This is a genomic window from Providencia sp. 2.29, assembly GCF_015832305.1.
Taxonomy (GTDB): domain Bacteria; phylum Pseudomonadota; class Gammaproteobacteria; order Enterobacterales; family Enterobacteriaceae; genus Providencia; species Providencia stuartii.
The window spans coordinates 456,338-474,173 of sequence record NZ_CP065420.1 but is presented as its reverse complement, the minus strand read 5'-3'; the positions used below and the strand labels follow the sequence as shown (position 1 = coordinate 474,173).

Genomic DNA, 17,836 nt, shown 5'->3' with positions numbered 1-17,836 from the left:
ACTCTTAGATATATAAAGCTAAAGCACCTTTAAAATTTATTAATTATCAACAGATCCGTATTTATAGTGATATACATCAGTAGCAGAACCATAATCGTTCATAAAACGCCATCCACCGCTCATTTTCTCGCCATTAAATTTTATTTTATCTAAAACATATTTATTAAAGGGTGGAATTAGTATTGTTTCTTTTAACTCATTACCATTGTAAGTAAAATCGACAATAGTCATATTAAATGGAGTAGGATTATCAATAACCCATTTACCATTATTTTTATTGATAGTAATTTTTTCATAATCCGAGGTTTTAGGGGCGGATATACCTTCAGGCCGATAAAAAGCCTTGATAACAATCGCCGTTACAAATACAACACTCAGCTTATTTTCTTGTTCATTATTTTTTGATGTTGGCGGTATAGCTCTTGCCTTAAAGTAAAAGAGCGACTCTCTATCTTTAGGTAGATTAGAGTAGTCATTGGGTCTAATTCTTACTGAGTATCCACTATTAGCTTCGACTCTAAATAAAGGAGGTAAAACAATAAAATTATTATTCTGAGATTTTTTATCCTCGCCCAACATTGTTGTTTGAACAATGAGTGGATGATTCGAGTCATTTATAAGTTGAATATCTTGACTCACATCCTTATGTGAAAAAATAATTCTACTTTTATTTAGAGATATTCCATTCGCGAATACGCTGGATGTCATCAGTAATGCTATCAAGAACAGTATTTTTTTAAACATTAGAAAAACCAATTTAGTTAGTCAACCATATAAGTTAACGTGAACGTTGACTTGAATTGACCAATGTTTGCGTCAGATGCACAGTCTTTAACCCCATTCTTGCACATTAAATAGGCATAAAACTGTTTTTCCATGACATTTTCTTGAATATTGGTCCAAATTTTGTTTTTATTTTTATCAAAAAAGACATCATCAGCTTGCGTAGCTGTTTCTTTATCACTGATTCTTATAGCAAAAGTTCTCTCACCAGGATCATCTAAGAATCCATTATTTTCAACAACATAGTTACCATCTAAAGTAATATAATTATTAGCAAAGTCATTATTTTTACACTCCGCTAATTTAATCGAAAAAGGTAATTTAACTTTTCCCTCAGCGGAATCAGACTTTAATCTTGCCAAAGCGATTGAACCAAAATCAATGACATTCTGTGAAGTACCTTCAATAAGGATATCACATGTATTTTTAGGTACAGTCACATTAAATTCTATGTCTACCCCTTCTTTATCCTTTGCATTTGCATTTCCAAATAACATACACACGCCTAAAGTAACCGCAAATATAAGATTATTTCTCTTAAAATTCATTATAATAATTCCTTATTATGGTTGCTCTAACGTAATATCTATAGAGGAAAGCAACTCTCCAGGTTTTAAAGAACTTTCACCATCTAATTTAACCACACTAACTTCGAATAAATTTTCTGCTTTACCATTCCCTTTTATAGTAAAAGGTACATGTTCTGATTTTGAAAGTTCAACTATTTTGCAGCTGGACTCATCGTCTTTACAAGACCATAATACAAACGCTGCATTTGTTATATTATTAGTAGGATAGATTTTATTCATGCTATTAACTTCAGTACCACTGCCCGAAGTTATTTTCATCAGATATGGTACACCCGCATTTCCATTAGAAAAATCAAAGCTATCACATTCATAACCAAATAAAAATTGCTTCACATGCGTTTTATCTGTAACAGCTTCTTTTATTGTGTTGGTCTGTATCGGTAAATTGAAAGTAACATCTAATGTAGGAGAGACAACTTTACAAGAGCCTTTAATGATATTACCTTTAACTTCAAATTTAACTGCATTTGCAACGCTATTAAAACCCAATAAAAACGGTAACGCTAGGCAACCAAGTTTGATGTATTTAAAGTATTTGGCCATCATATTTCTCCTCGCCACCTAGATCATTAATTACAACCCATGTAGCTTGCTTATTATTCAAACCTCCACCGACTGTATAGCTATAAGAACTATATGGCGCAATCATGGTATTCTTTTTCTGTAGGCTTAAACTAACCTTTTTTCCACCAACCACTAATCTATTTAGATTTATGTAGTAAGGAGAGTTATTTTCAACTACTACACCTGATGGAGAGGATTTAATCACTAACTTCTTATATGCATCTTCTATTGATATAGGTAAATTATTAGGACGATAGAATAATTTTATAATATTATTATAGCCAATATTGATACCCGCACCTGTTGCTGGTCCATTAGTTGAGGGGATCATAGTGCCTGTAAAGTAAAAAACTGTTTCTCTATCTACTGGTAGGCTATGAGGCTGTATAAATATTCTAATATCTTGGCTTTTTTTACTATCAACTTTAACTAAAGGTGGATAAATTGCGAAAGGAACATTTTTACCACCGTTCTCTTGGGTTATAGCAAATTTAGCAAGATAGTTAATACTCGTATTATTTCTTGCACTAATAGAAATGCTTTCCTCTCCTTGAGAATAGACTAATCTTGTAGCATTTAACCCTACTCCACCATTCGCAAATGACTGCGCGGAAATAAATGGTAAAATAAAAACAAACAGTAAAATTAACAATCGCAGATTATCTATCGAAAAATTCAAATTTCTTTGTTTTAGTTTTATTGTTTGCATTATCTAAACCTACATTTTCCATCTTCAATAATAAGAGGCTGTAAATAGCCTCTTATGCCATTATCTAAACTTTATCAGTATTAGTTATAAGATACAGAGAAAGTAACTGGTACGTTTAATGTATCAGGAGCAACACCTACTTGAGTCAGTAAAAGTTTAGCCAATACAGGAATTGTAGTGCTACCGTTAACATCTACAGCGTTAGAGAATTTCAGCTCTGTGTCTACGTTTGGTTTGATATCTTTACCACCTGAAGATAATGCAACTGCTAAAGATTTAGCACCTGTGTTTGCAAAATACTCTGGGAATAGTGGAGATTCTTTACCTTCTGCATGAACGAAAATAGCTGCATCTTCTGCTGCTGCTTTAGAACAGTTAGTCAGGATCAGGTTGAAGTTTTTATCTGAACCTAATTGGTCTTTAACATTCTTACCATTAGTTTGGTCAAGAGTAAAAGTACCCCAATCAATTACAGAACCTTCCGCAGTTGAAGCTACATCACAAGAAGCCGCACGTAATTGAGCTTTGAAACGTACTTCAGTGCTTTTTTTACCTACTTCATCAGCAGCTAATGCTGAACCAGCTACCATTGAACTTGCTAATACTGCGATTGTTACTAGTTTCTTGTTGAATAACATTTTAAATACCTCTGTATTTATAACATGTAGTAGTGAAAGACATTGTTATTTAATGTTCAAATTTAAATTCGTTACATCCTTGTAAATCCAGTCCTAAAATTTTGAATATAAACTTGAATAATCAGCATTAGCCTATTTAGCTAACACCATTAGGGTTAAAAAAATCCTTTTAATCCCCTTTTTAAAGGCAAGTCAAAAAAATTGACTCTAAAAAAGGCACTACCCTTTCTACTTACATACTCAAAAACACATATTAAGTAGTCGTATTTTTACGGTTCTAGTGGCTCTTGAATTTAACTTATTGTTAGCTTTCAGCTATCCAGTAATAGACTCCTGAGCACCGCCTATAGTAAAAAATAAAAATACTATTCCTATAAAGGAAAGTGATGGCCAATATAGAAATAGCTATATGGATAAAATTTTCAACCTAGTTAATTAGTCATTTCATTAACTATTAACTAGACAAAGATAATAGCCAACATCAGGAACATATTTAATGTTAGGAGTTTTCTTATATTTGGAAGATATCAAAATCTTTATCTAATCGCGTTTTCTCTAAAAGCAAAACGTAGTAGCATAATTATCTTTTTCAATATGAAGAATATTTCCAAACATCCTCATCAACTGGTTCCAATATTACCGCAACAATATCTTTTGTCAAAAACACAACAAAAAAGCACTACAAACAAAATATAATATTTACAAACACCAAGACAAAAGAATAAACAACCACAAAAGCTAAAAAATCATATTTTTAGCCATCAAAATTGGATTAATTTATATTTATAAAAGGTAAATAATTTATAAAAATTTACATTTGTATCCATTTGTTTGAAATAATTTCATTACATATAAAACTATAAACAAGGAACGTGCTGAAATAAAATTCTATATTTTATAATTTAACAATACTTAACACTAGTTTACACACAAAAGAAGATAATTAAATCTATGTGGTTGAATTGTTGTAAGATAAGTCTTAATTGACATTCACCCTAAATGTAACAGTTCTTTACTTTTCGTGTCATCCGCTTTGAGTGTAATGATTACCCTTTGGTTTTATTTAGAATTTCACCAAATGGCTATTTTTTAATTAAACTTATGGCATTACTTTACTTAGATACAAAGATGTATCTCCACTCAAGAGAGTAATTTTTCAATAGCAATGCTCTATCTCTAATCGTTACCTTTAAAAAACCATGATAATCCTAAACATATCAACGCTGTTCTCCTATATAGATAGGGGAAACATGCCTCATATGCAGTCGCTTAGTAGTGAACGATGATATTCCTTTATCTAAGGGTGAAGTGAGAGAATATAAAGATATTCATCTATAAAGAAGATGATAGAAGTATTTCAAAGACTTCTCGCGGTATGAGTTTATAACTAGAAAAATAAAGTGATATGAAACTCAAGATTTATTTTTGATTATGTGGGTCACGGGCAGTGAAACAATATTCGCTAAATAAATACATTAGAATATATAACTAAGTAAATACTACTCTATTTATGCCTCTACTAATTTTTTATTACAAATTAATTATCCACTAATGAAGTTTATTGATATTGCAGACGACCTTTTAACTATTCATAAAAAGACACTCCCCATAATAGCCTAGTGATTGTTGCTTCTATTGACGAAAAAATACTTACAAAGTACCTTAAGTCACAAATTATCGCTTTATTTTAATTAAATAAGACATCTTAAATAGAATATTTAACCGCTATTGAGATACAAAAAACAAAATGCATAATTTTAAATTTTACACCTTAATTTTATAAGGTTAATGACCGTAGACGGTTATAGCATCCCAAAATCGGCAGTTTTGTGCCGTTTACCGATAAACATCGGTCTAACAGAAAAGCCTAGCCTAAAGCCTCACAATTACTGACGGTTAAGAAAAACGCCCAAACTGTGTTATGACAATTAACCTCAAGCGATACATTTAAAATGTAATATGACTCTATTTTTGTCCGATATTGCGGATTAAAATTTTCATTCTTGTTTTTGATAAATAACTATTTTTCTCTATGTTAGCCCTTTTGCTCTCTTCTTATTTCCATCTCTATCTGCAATGAAGTTATGGTAAACTTGTTTACAACAGCAATTTTCAGTTTTGATGTAAGGTCAATTACCATGAAAAAAATGAGTGAAGATAAACTGCTAGTGATGGCCGAAAAAATTTGCCAATCAAGAGGCGTTCGGCTCACACCGCAAAGAGAAACTGTTTTACGCCTGATTGCACAGCAACATGGCGCAATCAGTGCTTATGACTTATTAGATTTATTAAGAGAGGTAGAGCCTCAAGCAAAACCACCAACGATTTATAGAGGCTTAGAGTTCTTAATAGAGCAAGGGTTTATTCATAAAATAGAATCAACAAATAGTTATGTTATCTGTCACCATTTCGATAACCCGAGTCATATCTCAGTAATGTTGATTTGTGATCATTGCGGAAGTGTCACAGAGAGTGATTGCACAACAATTGAAACAGCAATTATGTCTCTTGCAAACAGCCACCAATTTCACCTGAGACACACTGTGGTAGAAAATCATGGATTATGTCATGAATGTTACGAACTCAGCACTTGCCAGGATCATGAACATTGTGAACACAACCATGAGCAACCGGTTATCACAAAGAAGAAATAAGAAGTGGCGTAGAATTACTGCTGATAGTAGGTACTTGCTGAGGGAGCACTTAAATAGAGTGGCAGACTTTTTATCTAATTTAATAACCTAGTGACAAACCTAGGTTGATATTAGAAAACAGTAAAATCTGCCAGCAATATTTTGAAGGGTGGTTATAAGACCAATATTAACACCAATCACCATTGCGAATCACACCTACCGCTAATCCTTCAATAGTGAAATTTTGTTGACGTAAATCGACAATAATAGGTGCAAACTCTGGGTTTTCGGCGATTAACTCAACGCGGTTACCTTGTTGCTTAAAGCGTTTTACCGTAACCTCATCTTCAATACGCGCCACAACCACTTGCCCATTACGGACATCTTGTGTTTTATGAACAGCTAACAGGTCACCATCCATAATCCCGATATCTTTCATCGACATCCCATTAACACGCAATAAAAAGTCAGCATGTGGTTTGAATAGCTCAGGATCAACCTGATAATGACTTTCAATATGCTCTTGCGCTAATAAAGGTTCGCCGGCAGCGACACGCCCAATTAAAGGTAGCCCCTGAATTTCAGGATCATTTTCTTCTTCAAGCAGTAAACGGATACCACGAGAAGCCCCTGAAACAATCTCTATCACCCCTTTACGAGCTAAGGCCTTAAGATGCTCTTCTGCCGCATTAGGCGAACGAAAACCAAGGCTTGCTGCTATTTCAGCACGTGTAGGTGGCATACCCGTCTGAGAAATGTGATCGCGCACCAGATCATAAACTTGCTGTTGTCTAGCGGTCAGTGCTTTCATTTCGTTCCCCTGTTTGTTTATACAGTCAGACTGTGAGTATATACAGGTAAATGAAGATTTGAAACACTTAAATCACTCGAATGCCATATTTGCCAGTAATCTCACCGATAATCGCTCTGTTTTCGATAATTTCTGACTAGCCAACGAAATAATGCTGCCACAATATCGTCGCCCAAATAACTAAAGCTAACCCAATCGTGATAAACACAGCCGCCGAGCCAATATCTTTCGCTCGTCCAGACAACTCATGATATTCACTTCCTACACGATCCACGACCGCCTCTATTGCACTGTTAATTAATTCTACGATAGCGACCAGTACAACAGAGCTAATCAATAATAATCGGTCGATATAGCTAACATCCAGCCACAACGCGATAATGACAGCAAGTATTGCCGCAACGGATTCTTGCCGAAATGCAGCCTCATTGACCCAAGCTGCTTTCAACCCTTTAAGGGAGTAACCCGCAGCCTTAATTACACGCGTAAATCCCTTAGTTTGGTTTGCCATATTTATTCCTCAAAATTACAAAACAATAATCATTTTTTGCGGTCAAAGTTAATTGTCAGTAACAGATTTGCCAGTTGATTTCTGGTATGCTTGCGAAGCATTGTTAACAAGAGGCTATAATCATTTATGTCACTATGGCGTAAAATATATTACAACACGTTGAATTTACCACTTAAATTACTGGTAAAGAGCAAACTCGTTCCAACGGACCCTATTTCAGAACTTGAATTGGACACCAGTCGGCCCACATTATATGTGCTGCCATATCATTCTAAATCTGACCTTTTAACATTACGTCACCAATGCTTATCTATCGGCCTACCTGATCCTTTGGTCGATAATGACATTAATGGCACTAAATTACCGGCTTACGTCTTTATTGATGATGGCCCTAGAGTATTTCGTTATTATTCTCCTAATCCACGTAAAGAATCGGTGAAGGTATTCCATGCCTACTTAGATTTGCATCGTAGTAATCCGAATCTTGATATCCAAATGCTACCGGCTTCTGTCATGTTCGGTCGCTCTCCTGGGCGTGAAGGGCATACACCGGCGCCGCCATTGCGTTTACTTAACGGTATTCAAAAGTTCTTTGCCATAATCTGGCTTGGGCGAGATAGCTTTGTTCGCTTTTCCCCTCCAGTGTCGATGGGCTTGATGGCGCAAGAACATGGCACAGATACTATTATTGCGAATAAACTTGCACGGGTCGCGCGTATTCACTATTCACGCCAACGCCTTGCTGCTGTTGGCCCTAAATTGCCTGTTCGCCAAGAGCTATTCAATAAGCTGCTAACCTCAAAAGCCATTGAAAAGGCGGTTGAAGACGAAGCCCGTAGCAAAAAAATTCCACTGAAGAAAGCTCAGCAAAATGCCGTCAATATGATGGAAGAAATTGCCGCTAACTTCTCTTATGAAGCGATACGTCTTACTGACCGAGTGTTAAGTTGGACTTGGAACCGCTTATATCAAGGGATCAACGTTCAGCATGCCGAGCGGGTTCGCCAATTGGCGCAAGATGGTCATGAAATCGTTTATGTGCCTTCTCATCGCAGCCACATGGATTACTTGCTGCTGTCATACGTTTTATATCATCAAGGCTTAGTTCCTCCTCATATCGCGGCAGGTATCAACTTGAATTTCTGGCCAGCGGGGCCTATTTTCCGTCACCTCGGCGCTTTCTTTATTCGTCGAACCTTTAAAGGTAATAAACTCTATTCAACCGTATTCCGTGAGTACCTCAGTGAATTATTTGCGCGGGGTTACTCTATTGAATATTTTGTTGAAGGTGGCCGCTCCCGTACAGGCCGTTTACTTCAGCCAAAAACAGGTACCTTGTCGATGACGCTACAAGCGATGCTACGTGGCGACTCTCGTCCTATTACGATCGTGCCCGTTTATATTGGCTATGAAAATGTTCTGGAAGTGGGAACCTATGCCAAAGAGCTACGTGGTGCTGAAAAAGAGAAAGAAGGCTTCTTTTCGATGGTTCGCGGCCTACGTAAATTACGTAACTTAGGCCAAGGCTATGTGAATTTTGGTCAGCCTATTTCACTCTCTCAATATCTCACAAAGCGTGTACCTGATTGGCGCGACTCGATTGACCCTATCGAACCTCAGCGCCCGAGTTGGTTAAACCCAATCGTCAGTGGGCTAGCAGATCACATTATGGTCAATATTAATAATGCTGCGGCAGCTAACGCTATTAACCTGTGCTCAACAGCATTACTTGCGTCGCGCCAACGTTCATTGACGCGTGAGCAACTTATTGAGCAAGTCGATTGTTACCTACAGTTATTGCGTAATGTTCCTTATACGGCTGATGCAACAACACCAAATAAAACAGCGGAGCAATTGTTAGAACATGCTTTGCAGATGGATAAGTTTGAAGTCGAAAAAGATAGTATGGGAGACATTATCATTCTTCCTCGTGAGAATGCCGTCCTCATGACTTATTATCGTAATAACATTCATCACTTATTGGTGTTGCCATCACTGATCTCGAGCATTGTGCTCCATCATGAAAGTATTAGCCGCCAAGATATCCACTATCAAGTAGGGCAAATTTACCCCTTCCTCAAAGCTGAACTGTTTATGCGTTTTGATAGTGGCTCTTTGGTTGAAGTCGTTGATACCTTAATTGATGAGCTAAATAACCAGAAATTAGTGTGCTTAAAAGAAGACGATATTGTCATTCTTAACCCACGTCGTATACGCCCATTACAGTTGCTCGCAGCAGGTGTTCGCGAAACCTTACAGCGCTATGCGATTACGCTTTCTTTACTCAATGCGAGTCCAGAAATTAGCCGTAATACATTAGAAAAGGAGAGCCGCATGCTAGCTCAGCGTCTTTCTGTGCTGCACGGTATTAACGCTCCTGAATTCTTCGATAAAGCGGTCTTTTCAATCTTAGTCGAAACGCTACGGGAAGAAGGCTACATTGATAATGATGAAAACGATATTTTCACGGCCAATGCGAAAAAACTCTATGCGGTTATTTCGCGTTTAATGTCGCCAGAAATTCGTTTGACTATCGAGAGCGTGAGTCAACCAGAGGAGCGCGCTACTGAGACAGAAAAATCAAAAGAAGACTAACTTTTAAGTCTAAAGAAACCAAAAGGGGGAATGCAATTCATGTTCCCCCTTATAAACAAAATCCCACGTTAAAAACGTAGGGTCGTCAGTACGTAAAAGGGGTAATGTGCTTCACATTACCCCTTTACTATTCCACAAATGGTTTACAAGTAACTTAAGAAAATCCCAATAAATAAGATCAATCCAACATAGTTATTATTTAAAAAGGCTTTAAAACACGGTGCTCGTTCCCTATCTACCATTAATTTTTGTTGGTAAATAAACAGCAATGCCGATAGTGATAGTGCGATATAGTACACCGCTCCTAAATCAGCCAATGAACCCACTAACACCAATAAAACAATCATCACGATCTGTAAAATACCAATAATCAGCTTGTCATATTGGCCAAACAGTATCGCTGTTGATTTAACGCCGATTTTTAAATCATCATTGCGGTCAACCATCGCATACTGGGTATCATAAATCACGGACCACAAGATATTGACCAAAAACAGTACCCAGCACACCAATGGTAACGATTCACTGACAGCAGAGAAGCCCATCGGGATAGACCAACCAAATGCGGCACCTAAAACAACTTGAGGTAAGTGGCTGACTCGCTTAACAAAAGGATAAATCCACGCCAAAGCTAATCCGGCAACAGATAGCCAGATAGTCATTGAATTTAGCGTCAGTACTAATAAAAATGAGAGACCAACGAGGCTAGCGAATAAAATTTTTGCTTCTTTTTCTGTCACATCACCACTGGGTAATGGGCGGTGTTTCGTTCGCTCAACATGGCCATCAAAGTGACGGTCTGCGAAATCGTTAATCACGCATCCGGCTGCACGCATCAAGAAAACGCCCGCCGTAAAGACAATAAGAATATGTAAACTCGGTATACTTTGAGCGGCAATCCACAACGCCCAATAGGTTGGCCATAACAATAATAGCGACCCTATCGGCCTATCAATACGCATCAAACGGCTGTAGGCATGCCATTTACTTAGCGCCATACTTCCCTCCATTTGTTGTGCTCCTTTTATTTTTTATCTTTTATATGCAGGTGATTCAGGTAAAAACAGTTCGGTTAATAATAAAGGTTTTTCAGATAATCTTAATAGAGAGCGGCGGATCCATCGCAAATTTTGCTGCCCTATATGAATATAATCACGGGAAAGATTATCATGGCTAAAGAGATAACGCCCTAACGGTACAGCACCGATATCAATAAGTTTCCGGTCTTCACCAGTCAATGTCTCCTGTGGAATTAACGTTCGTCCAAGTAACCATGGAATATTATCACCATACATAATGACTTCACGTAACCAATAATATTCACTGACAGGTAAACACGCCGCTTCTTCTTCGCTCAATGCCTCTTGAGTCACATAACGTTGCGTATAAGGAACAACCGTGACACGTTGGCAATGCTGCTCTAAGCGTTTTGTCATCGACCCTAGTTCATGTAGCCAATCTAAAACATTTTCAGGAACAAGGTCATCATCTTCTGATAGCCATGTTATCGGGTGAGAGATAAAAAGCGTTTCATCCATTACTCATCATTCCACCACTATACTGTGTGGTTTTGTATCATATTGGTTCTTAGCATGAAGGATATCACGTTGCCTTGCGATAAGGTTAAAGTTAGCTAACAAATTAGTTAAAAAATCACAAATCCCACATGAATTGTAAAATTTTCTTAAAATAATTTTTAACGCTAATGAGTCATACACACAAAATGATCAAGTAGAAATGATTAAATAGCGACAGCCTGCCATTATGGCAGGCTGTGAAAGGTAGCTATGACGCTTATCAACGCCAAGCTTTATAACGATTAATTAGCCCATTAGTTGAGCTATCATGGCTGCTGATTTCGTCTTTACTTTCTAACTCAGGCAAAATTCGGCTCGCCAATTGCTTCCCAAGCTCTACACCCCATTGGTCAAAGGTGAAAATATTCAGAATTGCCCCTTGCGTGAAGATCTTATGTTCATACATCGCAATGAGTGCACCTAATGAATAAGGTGTGATCTCTTTAAGCAAGATTGAGTTTGTTGGGCGGTTACCTTCAAACACTTTATAAGGAGCAACATACTCCATATCCGCAGGGTTTTTACCTTGAGCCGCAAATTCCGCATCAACAACTTCACGCGTCTTACCAAATGCCAACGCTTCCGTTTGAGCAAAGAAATTCGACAGTAATTTATCGTGATGATCACCGAGTGGATTATGCGTTACTGCTGGCGCAATAAAATCACAAGGGATCATTTTAGTTCCTTGATGGATCAATTGATAAAAGGCATGTTGGCCGTTTGTGCCCGGTTCACCCCAAATAATTGGCCCCGTTTGATAAGAAACTTTGTTGCCATTACGGTCAATATACTTACCATTTGACTCCATATTTCCTTGTTGGAAATAAGCGGCAAAACGGTGCATATATTGATCATATGGCAGAATCGCTTCAGTTTCCGACTCAAAAAAGTTGTTATACCAAATGCCAATTAAGCCAAGGAGAACAGGAATATTCTTTTCAAAAGCCGTTTGGGTAAAGTGCTTATCCATTGCATGAGCCCCTTCGAGGAGCTGAACAAAATTGTCATAACCCACAGACAAGATAATGGATAGGCCAATCGCTGACCATAATGAATAACGGCCACCAACCCAATCCCAAAACTCAAACATATTTGCCGTATCAATACCGAACTTCGCGACTTGCTCACTATTGGTTGACAGTGCCACGAAATGTTTTGCGATATGCTGTTCATCTTTCGCTTGTGCGAGCAACCAATCACGCGCTGAATGCGCATTCGTCATGGTTTCTTGCGTCGTGAAGGTTTTTGATGCGATTAAAAACAGAGTTGTTTCTGGATTTAAAACTTTCAACGTTTCCGCTATCTGCGTGCCATCAACGTTAGAAACAAAGTACATATTTAAGTGATTTTTATAAGGGCGTAGCGCTTCGGTGACCATAAATGGACCAAGATCTGAGCCACCGATACCGATATTCACCACATCCGTGATAGCCTTGCCAGTATACCCTTTCCACTCGCCATTAATAATGCGCTCACTAAATTGATGCATCTTTTCTAAGACCGCGTTGACATCTGGCATCACATCTTTGCCATCAACATAAATCGGTGTATTGTCACGGTTACGTAGTGCGATATGCAATACAGCACGATCTTCGGTACGGTTAATTTTTTCACCACTGAACATACTATTCATTGCGCTTTTTAGCTGAGTCTCTTCAGCTAATGCGAATAATTTATCCAATGTTTCTTGAGTAATTCGGTTTTTGGAGTAGTCCACCAAAATTTGGTCGTCAAATGTCGCGGAAAATTTGGTAAAGCGATCATTGTCTTGTTTGAACAGGTCGCGCATATGGGTATCTTTCATTTGCGCAAAATGTTGCTCTAGCGCCCGCCATGCTGCCGTTTGGCTTGGATTAATACTATTCATGGATAACACTCTCCAAAATATTTGAAATAAAAATAATTGTAACTCGCCGAGTCATCTTGACCTATCACTTTCCTGCGTTCTTGCAATCCTTATGATATTGGGCAATTTTTTGCAATTTTTCCAGAGCTTATTACAGCCATCGGGAAAAGCGATAATAAATTAGTCATCATTAGAATTACTGATTTGCATCGATTCTTCATTGACGGCATCGGCCTAACCCGATATTTCTATATAAAAAATAGATTGCCAAAAGGGATTGATACCATGAATGCAGTAGCCTCTTTGCCAGAAAATAATCCGTACGTTATCGCCAAATTTGGGGGGACAAGTGTCGCTAATTTTGAAGCCATGAACAAAAGTGCAGACGTTGTTCTTTCGAACAATAATGTCCGCGTAGTGGTACTTTCTGCTTCTGCGGGTATCACTAATTTGTTGATAGAGCTTGCCGAAGGTTGCGATGCCGACAAACGTAATCAGCTACTGCAAAAAGTTAAAGAGATCCAATATGCGATTATTGATCATTTACAACATGCGGAAGTAATTCGCGAAGAGATTAATCGTTTATTAGATAATATTGCTCATTTGGCAGATTCCGCTTCTCTGGCAACTTCCGATGCGCTCACCGATGAAATGGTGAGTCACGGTGAACTTATGTCGACTTTGCTGTTTGTTGAAGTCCTCCGCCAGCGTGGGGCTAACTCACAATGGTTTGATGTGCGCAAAGTAATGAAAACAAATGCAAACTTTGGTCGCGCTGAACCCGACCTTTTGCAATTAAAAGAGTCGGCCCAACAACACTTGCTCCCTCGCCTACAGGGTTCTTTAGTCATTACACAAGGTTTTATTGGGCAAGATAGCAAAGGACGCACAACAACACTTGGCCGTGGCGGTAGCGATTATACCGCGGCATTATTGGCTGAAGTTCTCAATTTAGCACGTGTTGATATCTGGACAGACGTTCCTGGTATTTACACGACAGATCCACGCGTCGTACCCGCAGCACAGCGTATCGATGAAATTGCTTTTGACGAAGCCGCAGAAATGGCAACGTTTGGCGCTAAAATATTGCATCCAGCAACGCTATTACCTGCGGTACGTGCTGGGATCCCTGTTTTTGTTGGCTCCAGTAAAGAGCCACAAGCTGGCGGAACCTTAGTGTGTGATAAAACCGCGAATGCCCCTCAATTTAGAGCGTTAGCACTGCGCCGTAAACAAACACTGCTCACGTTACATAGCCTAAAAATGCTGCATGCTCGAGGCTTCTTGGCTGAAATATTCACGATTTTATTACGTCACAATATTTCCGTTGACTTGATCACCACATCCGAGGTGAGCGTAGCCCTCACATTAGACACCACTGGCTCTACGGGTACAAATGGTAGCTTACTCACCAACGCACTGATGACAGAGCTATCAGCGCTATGCCGCGTAGAAGTAGAAGAAAATTTAGCGCTAGTGGCCATCATTGGGAACGAACTGTCGCAAGTAAATGGCCTCGGCAAACAAATTTTTGGGGCGCTAGAATCCTTCAATATCCGAATGATCAGCTACGGTGCCAGCAGCCATAATATCTGCCTACTGGTACCAGGTAATGACGCGGAAGAGATAGTGCGCACTCTGCATTCAAATCTATTTGAATAACGGCTCACTTTCCTGAGAAGACAGGCGCTCTTAGATAAAGGGCGCCTTTGACTTTATCGGCGAGAGAAAGCTAATTTAGCCGCGAACATAATAAAAATTAGCCCTGTTGTTCTGTCCATCCAGCGAATTACCGCCGGTTTTTTAAATAATGTCGATAGGGGGCGGGTAGCACCAATCAACAAGCCACTCCAAATAATCCCTAAAATGACATGGATCCCCACCAGCAAAAATGTCCACATCACTACATCTTTTCCGGCAGGGATAAATTGCGGTAAAAATGAGACATAGAAAATACCTACTTTTGGGTTAAGTAAATTGCCCAAAAAGCCTCGCATAAACCAATTTTGTTGCTTGGTGGATGTCGCGTTATCACCTGAAAAATGGTTTCTCGGTTTCAATAGCATTTGAACACCAAGCCAACACAAATAGGCAGCACCACACCATTTTAAAATAGAGTAAGCGAGTTCAGAGGCGGCAATCAGTGCGCCTAAACCAAAGGCTACCATAGCCCCCCACGCCAAACACCCTAACCCAATTCCTGCCGCGGCGGTAAAGGCCGTTCGTGTTCCCTGAACCGTTGATGTTCTTAAAATTAGTGCGGTATCAATACCCGGTGTTATTGTTAGCAATGTTGCCGCGAGTACATATGCGACCATCAATTCAGCTATCATTCATCACCCCCCTTTATCTTAGCCATCGCCTTTTGTACATTTGCCGTGTACTCCAACATCGCTGCTGTCACCGCTGCATTCTCTTTTAACAACCTTAAATTTTTTTGTGCTGTTTTATCATCCTGCTGACTCGCCCGCTCAAACCACATGATGGCTCGAAAGATATTTTTATCGCCACCAAGACCCTTGGCATACATGACGGCAAGGTTATTTTGTGCATCGCTGAGGCCTTGAAACGCGGATTGTTGCCATAATTCCCGCGCTCTTCGCGCATCTTGTTTTACCCCATTTCCCGTTAAGTAAAAAATGGCCAATTGATTTTTTGATTGGATATCATCCTGCTCTGAGGCTTGTAGCCAACTCACCACTTTTTGAATATCTATCTCAGGGAGTTGCCCTGCAATATACAATTCAGCGAGTTTTGTTTGTGCTTCGACAATATCATCCTCGGCCATGCTCATATACCATTCAATGGCTTTTCCATGATTGGCTTTGACACCGCCTAACCCTTTTTCGTAAAACTCCGCGACTTTCATTGCAGCAGGAACAGAACCATTATTGGCGCCTAGCAAATACCACTCAAAGGCACTGCCAAGATCTTTGCCTACACCATCACCCTCTTCATAGCCCCGCCCCATCACAAACAGTGCATCTGTATACCCCTGTGATGCAGCACGCTTATACCAATACATCGCTTGATACGGGTTCTTTTCAATCAAACGGTGGCCTTCATAATAGAGATCCCCCATATTCATTTGGGCAATTGCTGAACCCATATTTGCTGCTTGTCGATACAAATCAATGGCTTTTTCCTCGTCCTGCTGAACGCCTTCACCCTTTTCATATAAGACAGCTAAGTTATTGACTGCCGCAGCCACTCCCTGCTGTGCACTCTTTTCATACCACATTTTGGCTTTTTGATAATCAACCTCACCGTCTAAGCCATCGTAATAAAACATGCCTAACGCCAATTGGCTATACGCGCCCCCTTGTTCGGCGGACTTCATATACCATGCTTTAGCTTGTTTATAATCTTGCTCCAAGCCTAAGCCACGCTCATACAAAAAACCTAAACTATATTGGCAATCAGGGTCACCCTTTTCTGCACCTTTCCGATACCAGCGCACTGCCTCTGCATATTTTTGCTGCTGTTGTGCTAAAAGCCCTAAATAATAGTCACCATCGGCACTGCCGCGATCAGAGACTTTTTTAAACCAAATGAAAGCCTTATCTGCATCAGGAGATAAATAATCAGTACCATCCATATAAACAAGGCCAATACTGAGCATGGCATCAATATCACCAGACTCAGCTTCTTTTAATTTATGAGTAAACTCGACAGGAAGGTTTTCAGGGGGTGTGGCAAGAGAAGCTGGCGGTTGCTGTTTTCCTTGTACCGATAATGTTTCCTTGGAATTAGCCTGCACAAAAGCAGCACTGCCTAAACAAAGCAAAAATATTAAGGGTCGTAAATTCATTCAATCAATCCATTCGCCAGCATTATGCTTATAACATAACACTCCTCATGGAAAAGCATAAGCGTTCAGCTCCTAAAATCAGCAACGAATAATAGAATATTTAGGCATATTTTAGGTGGTGAAAAACCGTTCACCACCTAAAGGGGATTAGTTGACTCGATAACCGCCATGTTTGCTCGCGAATAAATTAAATTTCCCCCATTCCACTAGCATGGATTCCAGCATTTCATGGCTGACCTTACATAGGTTCGCTATTTGTGACACAACAAATTGGTTTTCCCCGATTAATTCAGGGGAGAAAACTTCAGCTATCCAACCACACTCTTTCATGGTGACCAACCAACCGTCATTGGTGGCAAACTTATGCACAGGGATCATTCCCTCTTTCGAGCTTTCTTTCGATAATAATTTATCTTCATCGCGTTGTGCTTGGTGGAATGCGTCAATTTCTTCTTGTGAAGGAACAGGCTCAACCATTTGTGCATCTTCTAAATAAAGATAAATCTCCTCCGCACGAGCCGGTGTCAATTCACTTTTTAGCCAAATTTGATTGAAACAGTGGTCATCTAACATCTCATCGGTATCAAGCTTATCCATGATTTGCAAAATACTCATCATGGCGCTCACCAGATCTTCACTCATGAAAAATGTCTCAGGTGCCGCACTGTTTTGGATTTTATAAGGATAAACTGCCGTGTTCGGCAGCCTATCTTCAATAATAAATTCGTAGCTCATCATTCAGCCTCTTTAAGTGTCTTACTGATAAGA

The 17,836-nt window shown here is 39.1% G+C and carries 16 protein-coding genes; 3 read left to right on the top strand and 13 right to left on the bottom strand.

The genetic code is table 11. The annotated features are described in order from the left end of the window. Positions 1–39: 39 nt before the first annotated feature. From I3B46_RS02030 to I3B46_RS02010, 5 genes are all read right to left on the bottom strand, one after another. Entirely contained in the window at positions 40–744 is a 705-nt protein-coding gene (locus I3B46_RS02030; RefSeq protein ID WP_004925934.1) for a fimbrial biogenesis chaperone, read from the bottom strand. Between the two features lie 17 nt (positions 745–761). After that, complete coding sequence (locus I3B46_RS02025; RefSeq protein WP_004925932.1) at positions 762–1,331, bottom strand: fimbrial protein; 570 nt, start codon at positions 1,329–1,331, stop codon at positions 762–764. A 15-nt stretch (positions 1,332–1,346) separates the two neighbouring features. Then, a complete protein-coding gene (locus I3B46_RS02020; protein WP_104873037.1) occupies positions 1,347–1,916 on the bottom strand; it encodes a fimbrial protein in 570 nt (189 codons plus the stop codon). Then, positions 1,900–2,646 (bottom strand): fimbrial biogenesis chaperone, encoded by a 747-nt coding sequence (locus tag I3B46_RS02015; RefSeq protein WP_004925930.1) that lies wholly within the window; start codon positions 2,644–2,646, stop codon positions 1,900–1,902. The genes I3B46_RS02020 and I3B46_RS02015 overlap by 17 nt, the downstream gene beginning before the upstream one ends. An 80-nt stretch (positions 2,647–2,726) precedes the next feature. Further along, positions 2,727–3,284: a fimbrial protein gene (locus tag I3B46_RS02010; RefSeq protein WP_014656930.1), complete on the bottom strand. Its 558-nt coding sequence runs from the start codon at positions 3,282–3,284 to the stop codon at positions 2,727–2,729. 2,138 nt (positions 3,285–5,422) lie between these two features. Here I3B46_RS02010 and zur point away from each other — a divergent pair. Further along, a complete protein-coding gene (gene zur / locus I3B46_RS02005) occupies positions 5,423–5,938 on the top strand; it encodes a zinc uptake transcriptional repressor Zur (RefSeq protein WP_004925923.1) in 516 nt (171 codons plus the stop codon). Between the two features lie 166 nt (positions 5,939–6,104). Here the strand turns inward: zur and lexA are convergent, their stop codons facing one another. Both lexA and I3B46_RS01995 read right to left on the bottom strand, forming a co-directional pair. Continuing rightward, complete coding sequence (gene lexA, locus I3B46_RS02000) at positions 6,105–6,728, bottom strand: transcriptional repressor LexA (RefSeq protein ID WP_004925920.1); 624 nt, start codon at positions 6,726–6,728, stop codon at positions 6,105–6,107. Between the two features lie 136 nt (positions 6,729–6,864). Next, a complete protein-coding gene (locus tag I3B46_RS01995) occupies positions 6,865–7,239 on the bottom strand; it encodes a diacylglycerol kinase (RefSeq protein ID WP_004925918.1) in 375 nt (124 codons plus the stop codon). A 126-nt stretch (positions 7,240–7,365) separates the two neighbouring features. Between I3B46_RS01995 and plsB the strand changes: the two genes are divergently transcribed. Further along, on the top strand, positions 7,366–9,834 hold the full coding sequence (gene plsB / locus I3B46_RS01990; RefSeq protein ID WP_004925916.1) for a glycerol-3-phosphate 1-O-acyltransferase PlsB: 2,469 nt from the start codon (positions 7,366–7,368) through the stop codon (positions 9,832–9,834). A 143-nt stretch (positions 9,835–9,977) separates the two neighbouring features. Here plsB and ubiA read toward each other — a convergent pair whose 3' ends face one another. From ubiA to pgi, 3 genes are all read right to left on the bottom strand, one after another. Continuing rightward, positions 9,978–10,832, bottom strand: coding sequence for a 4-hydroxybenzoate octaprenyltransferase (ubiA, locus tag I3B46_RS01985; RefSeq protein ID WP_169342289.1), 855 nt, complete (start codon positions 10,830–10,832; stop codon positions 9,978–9,980). A 33-nt stretch (positions 10,833–10,865) separates the two neighbouring features. Continuing rightward, entirely contained in the window at positions 10,866–11,372 is a 507-nt protein-coding gene (ubiC, locus tag I3B46_RS01980; RefSeq protein ID WP_004925912.1) for a chorismate lyase, read from the bottom strand. Between the two features lie 259 nt (positions 11,373–11,631). Then, on the bottom strand, positions 11,632–13,278 hold the full coding sequence (gene pgi / locus I3B46_RS01975; protein ID WP_104873039.1) for a glucose-6-phosphate isomerase: 1,647 nt from the start codon (positions 13,276–13,278) through the stop codon (positions 11,632–11,634). Between the two features lie 264 nt (positions 13,279–13,542). Here pgi and lysC point away from each other — a divergent pair, with 264 nt between their 5' ends. Continuing rightward, on the top strand, positions 13,543–14,919 hold the full coding sequence (lysC, locus tag I3B46_RS01970; RefSeq protein ID WP_004925907.1) for a lysine-sensitive aspartokinase 3: 1,377 nt from the start codon (positions 13,543–13,545) through the stop codon (positions 14,917–14,919). Positions 14,920–14,972: 53 nt separating this feature from the next. Here lysC and I3B46_RS01965 read toward each other — a convergent pair whose 3' ends face one another. The 3 genes from I3B46_RS01965 to I3B46_RS01955 form a co-directional block, all read right to left on the bottom strand. Then, positions 14,973–15,590, bottom strand: coding sequence for a LysE family translocator (locus I3B46_RS01965; protein WP_060560900.1), 618 nt, complete (start codon positions 15,588–15,590; stop codon positions 14,973–14,975). After that, the gene (locus I3B46_RS01960) at positions 15,587–17,068 is read right to left on the bottom strand and encodes a tetratricopeptide repeat protein (protein WP_104873040.1); all 1,482 of its coding nucleotides are present in this window, start codon (positions 17,066–17,068) and stop codon (positions 15,587–15,589) included. Before I3B46_RS01960 ends, I3B46_RS01965 begins: the two co-directional genes overlap by 4 nt. 147 nt (positions 17,069–17,215) lie before the next feature. After that, a complete protein-coding gene (locus tag I3B46_RS01955; RefSeq protein ID WP_104873041.1) occupies positions 17,216–17,803 on the bottom strand; it encodes a hypothetical protein in 588 nt (195 codons plus the stop codon). Positions 17,804–17,836 lie beyond the last annotated feature (33 nt).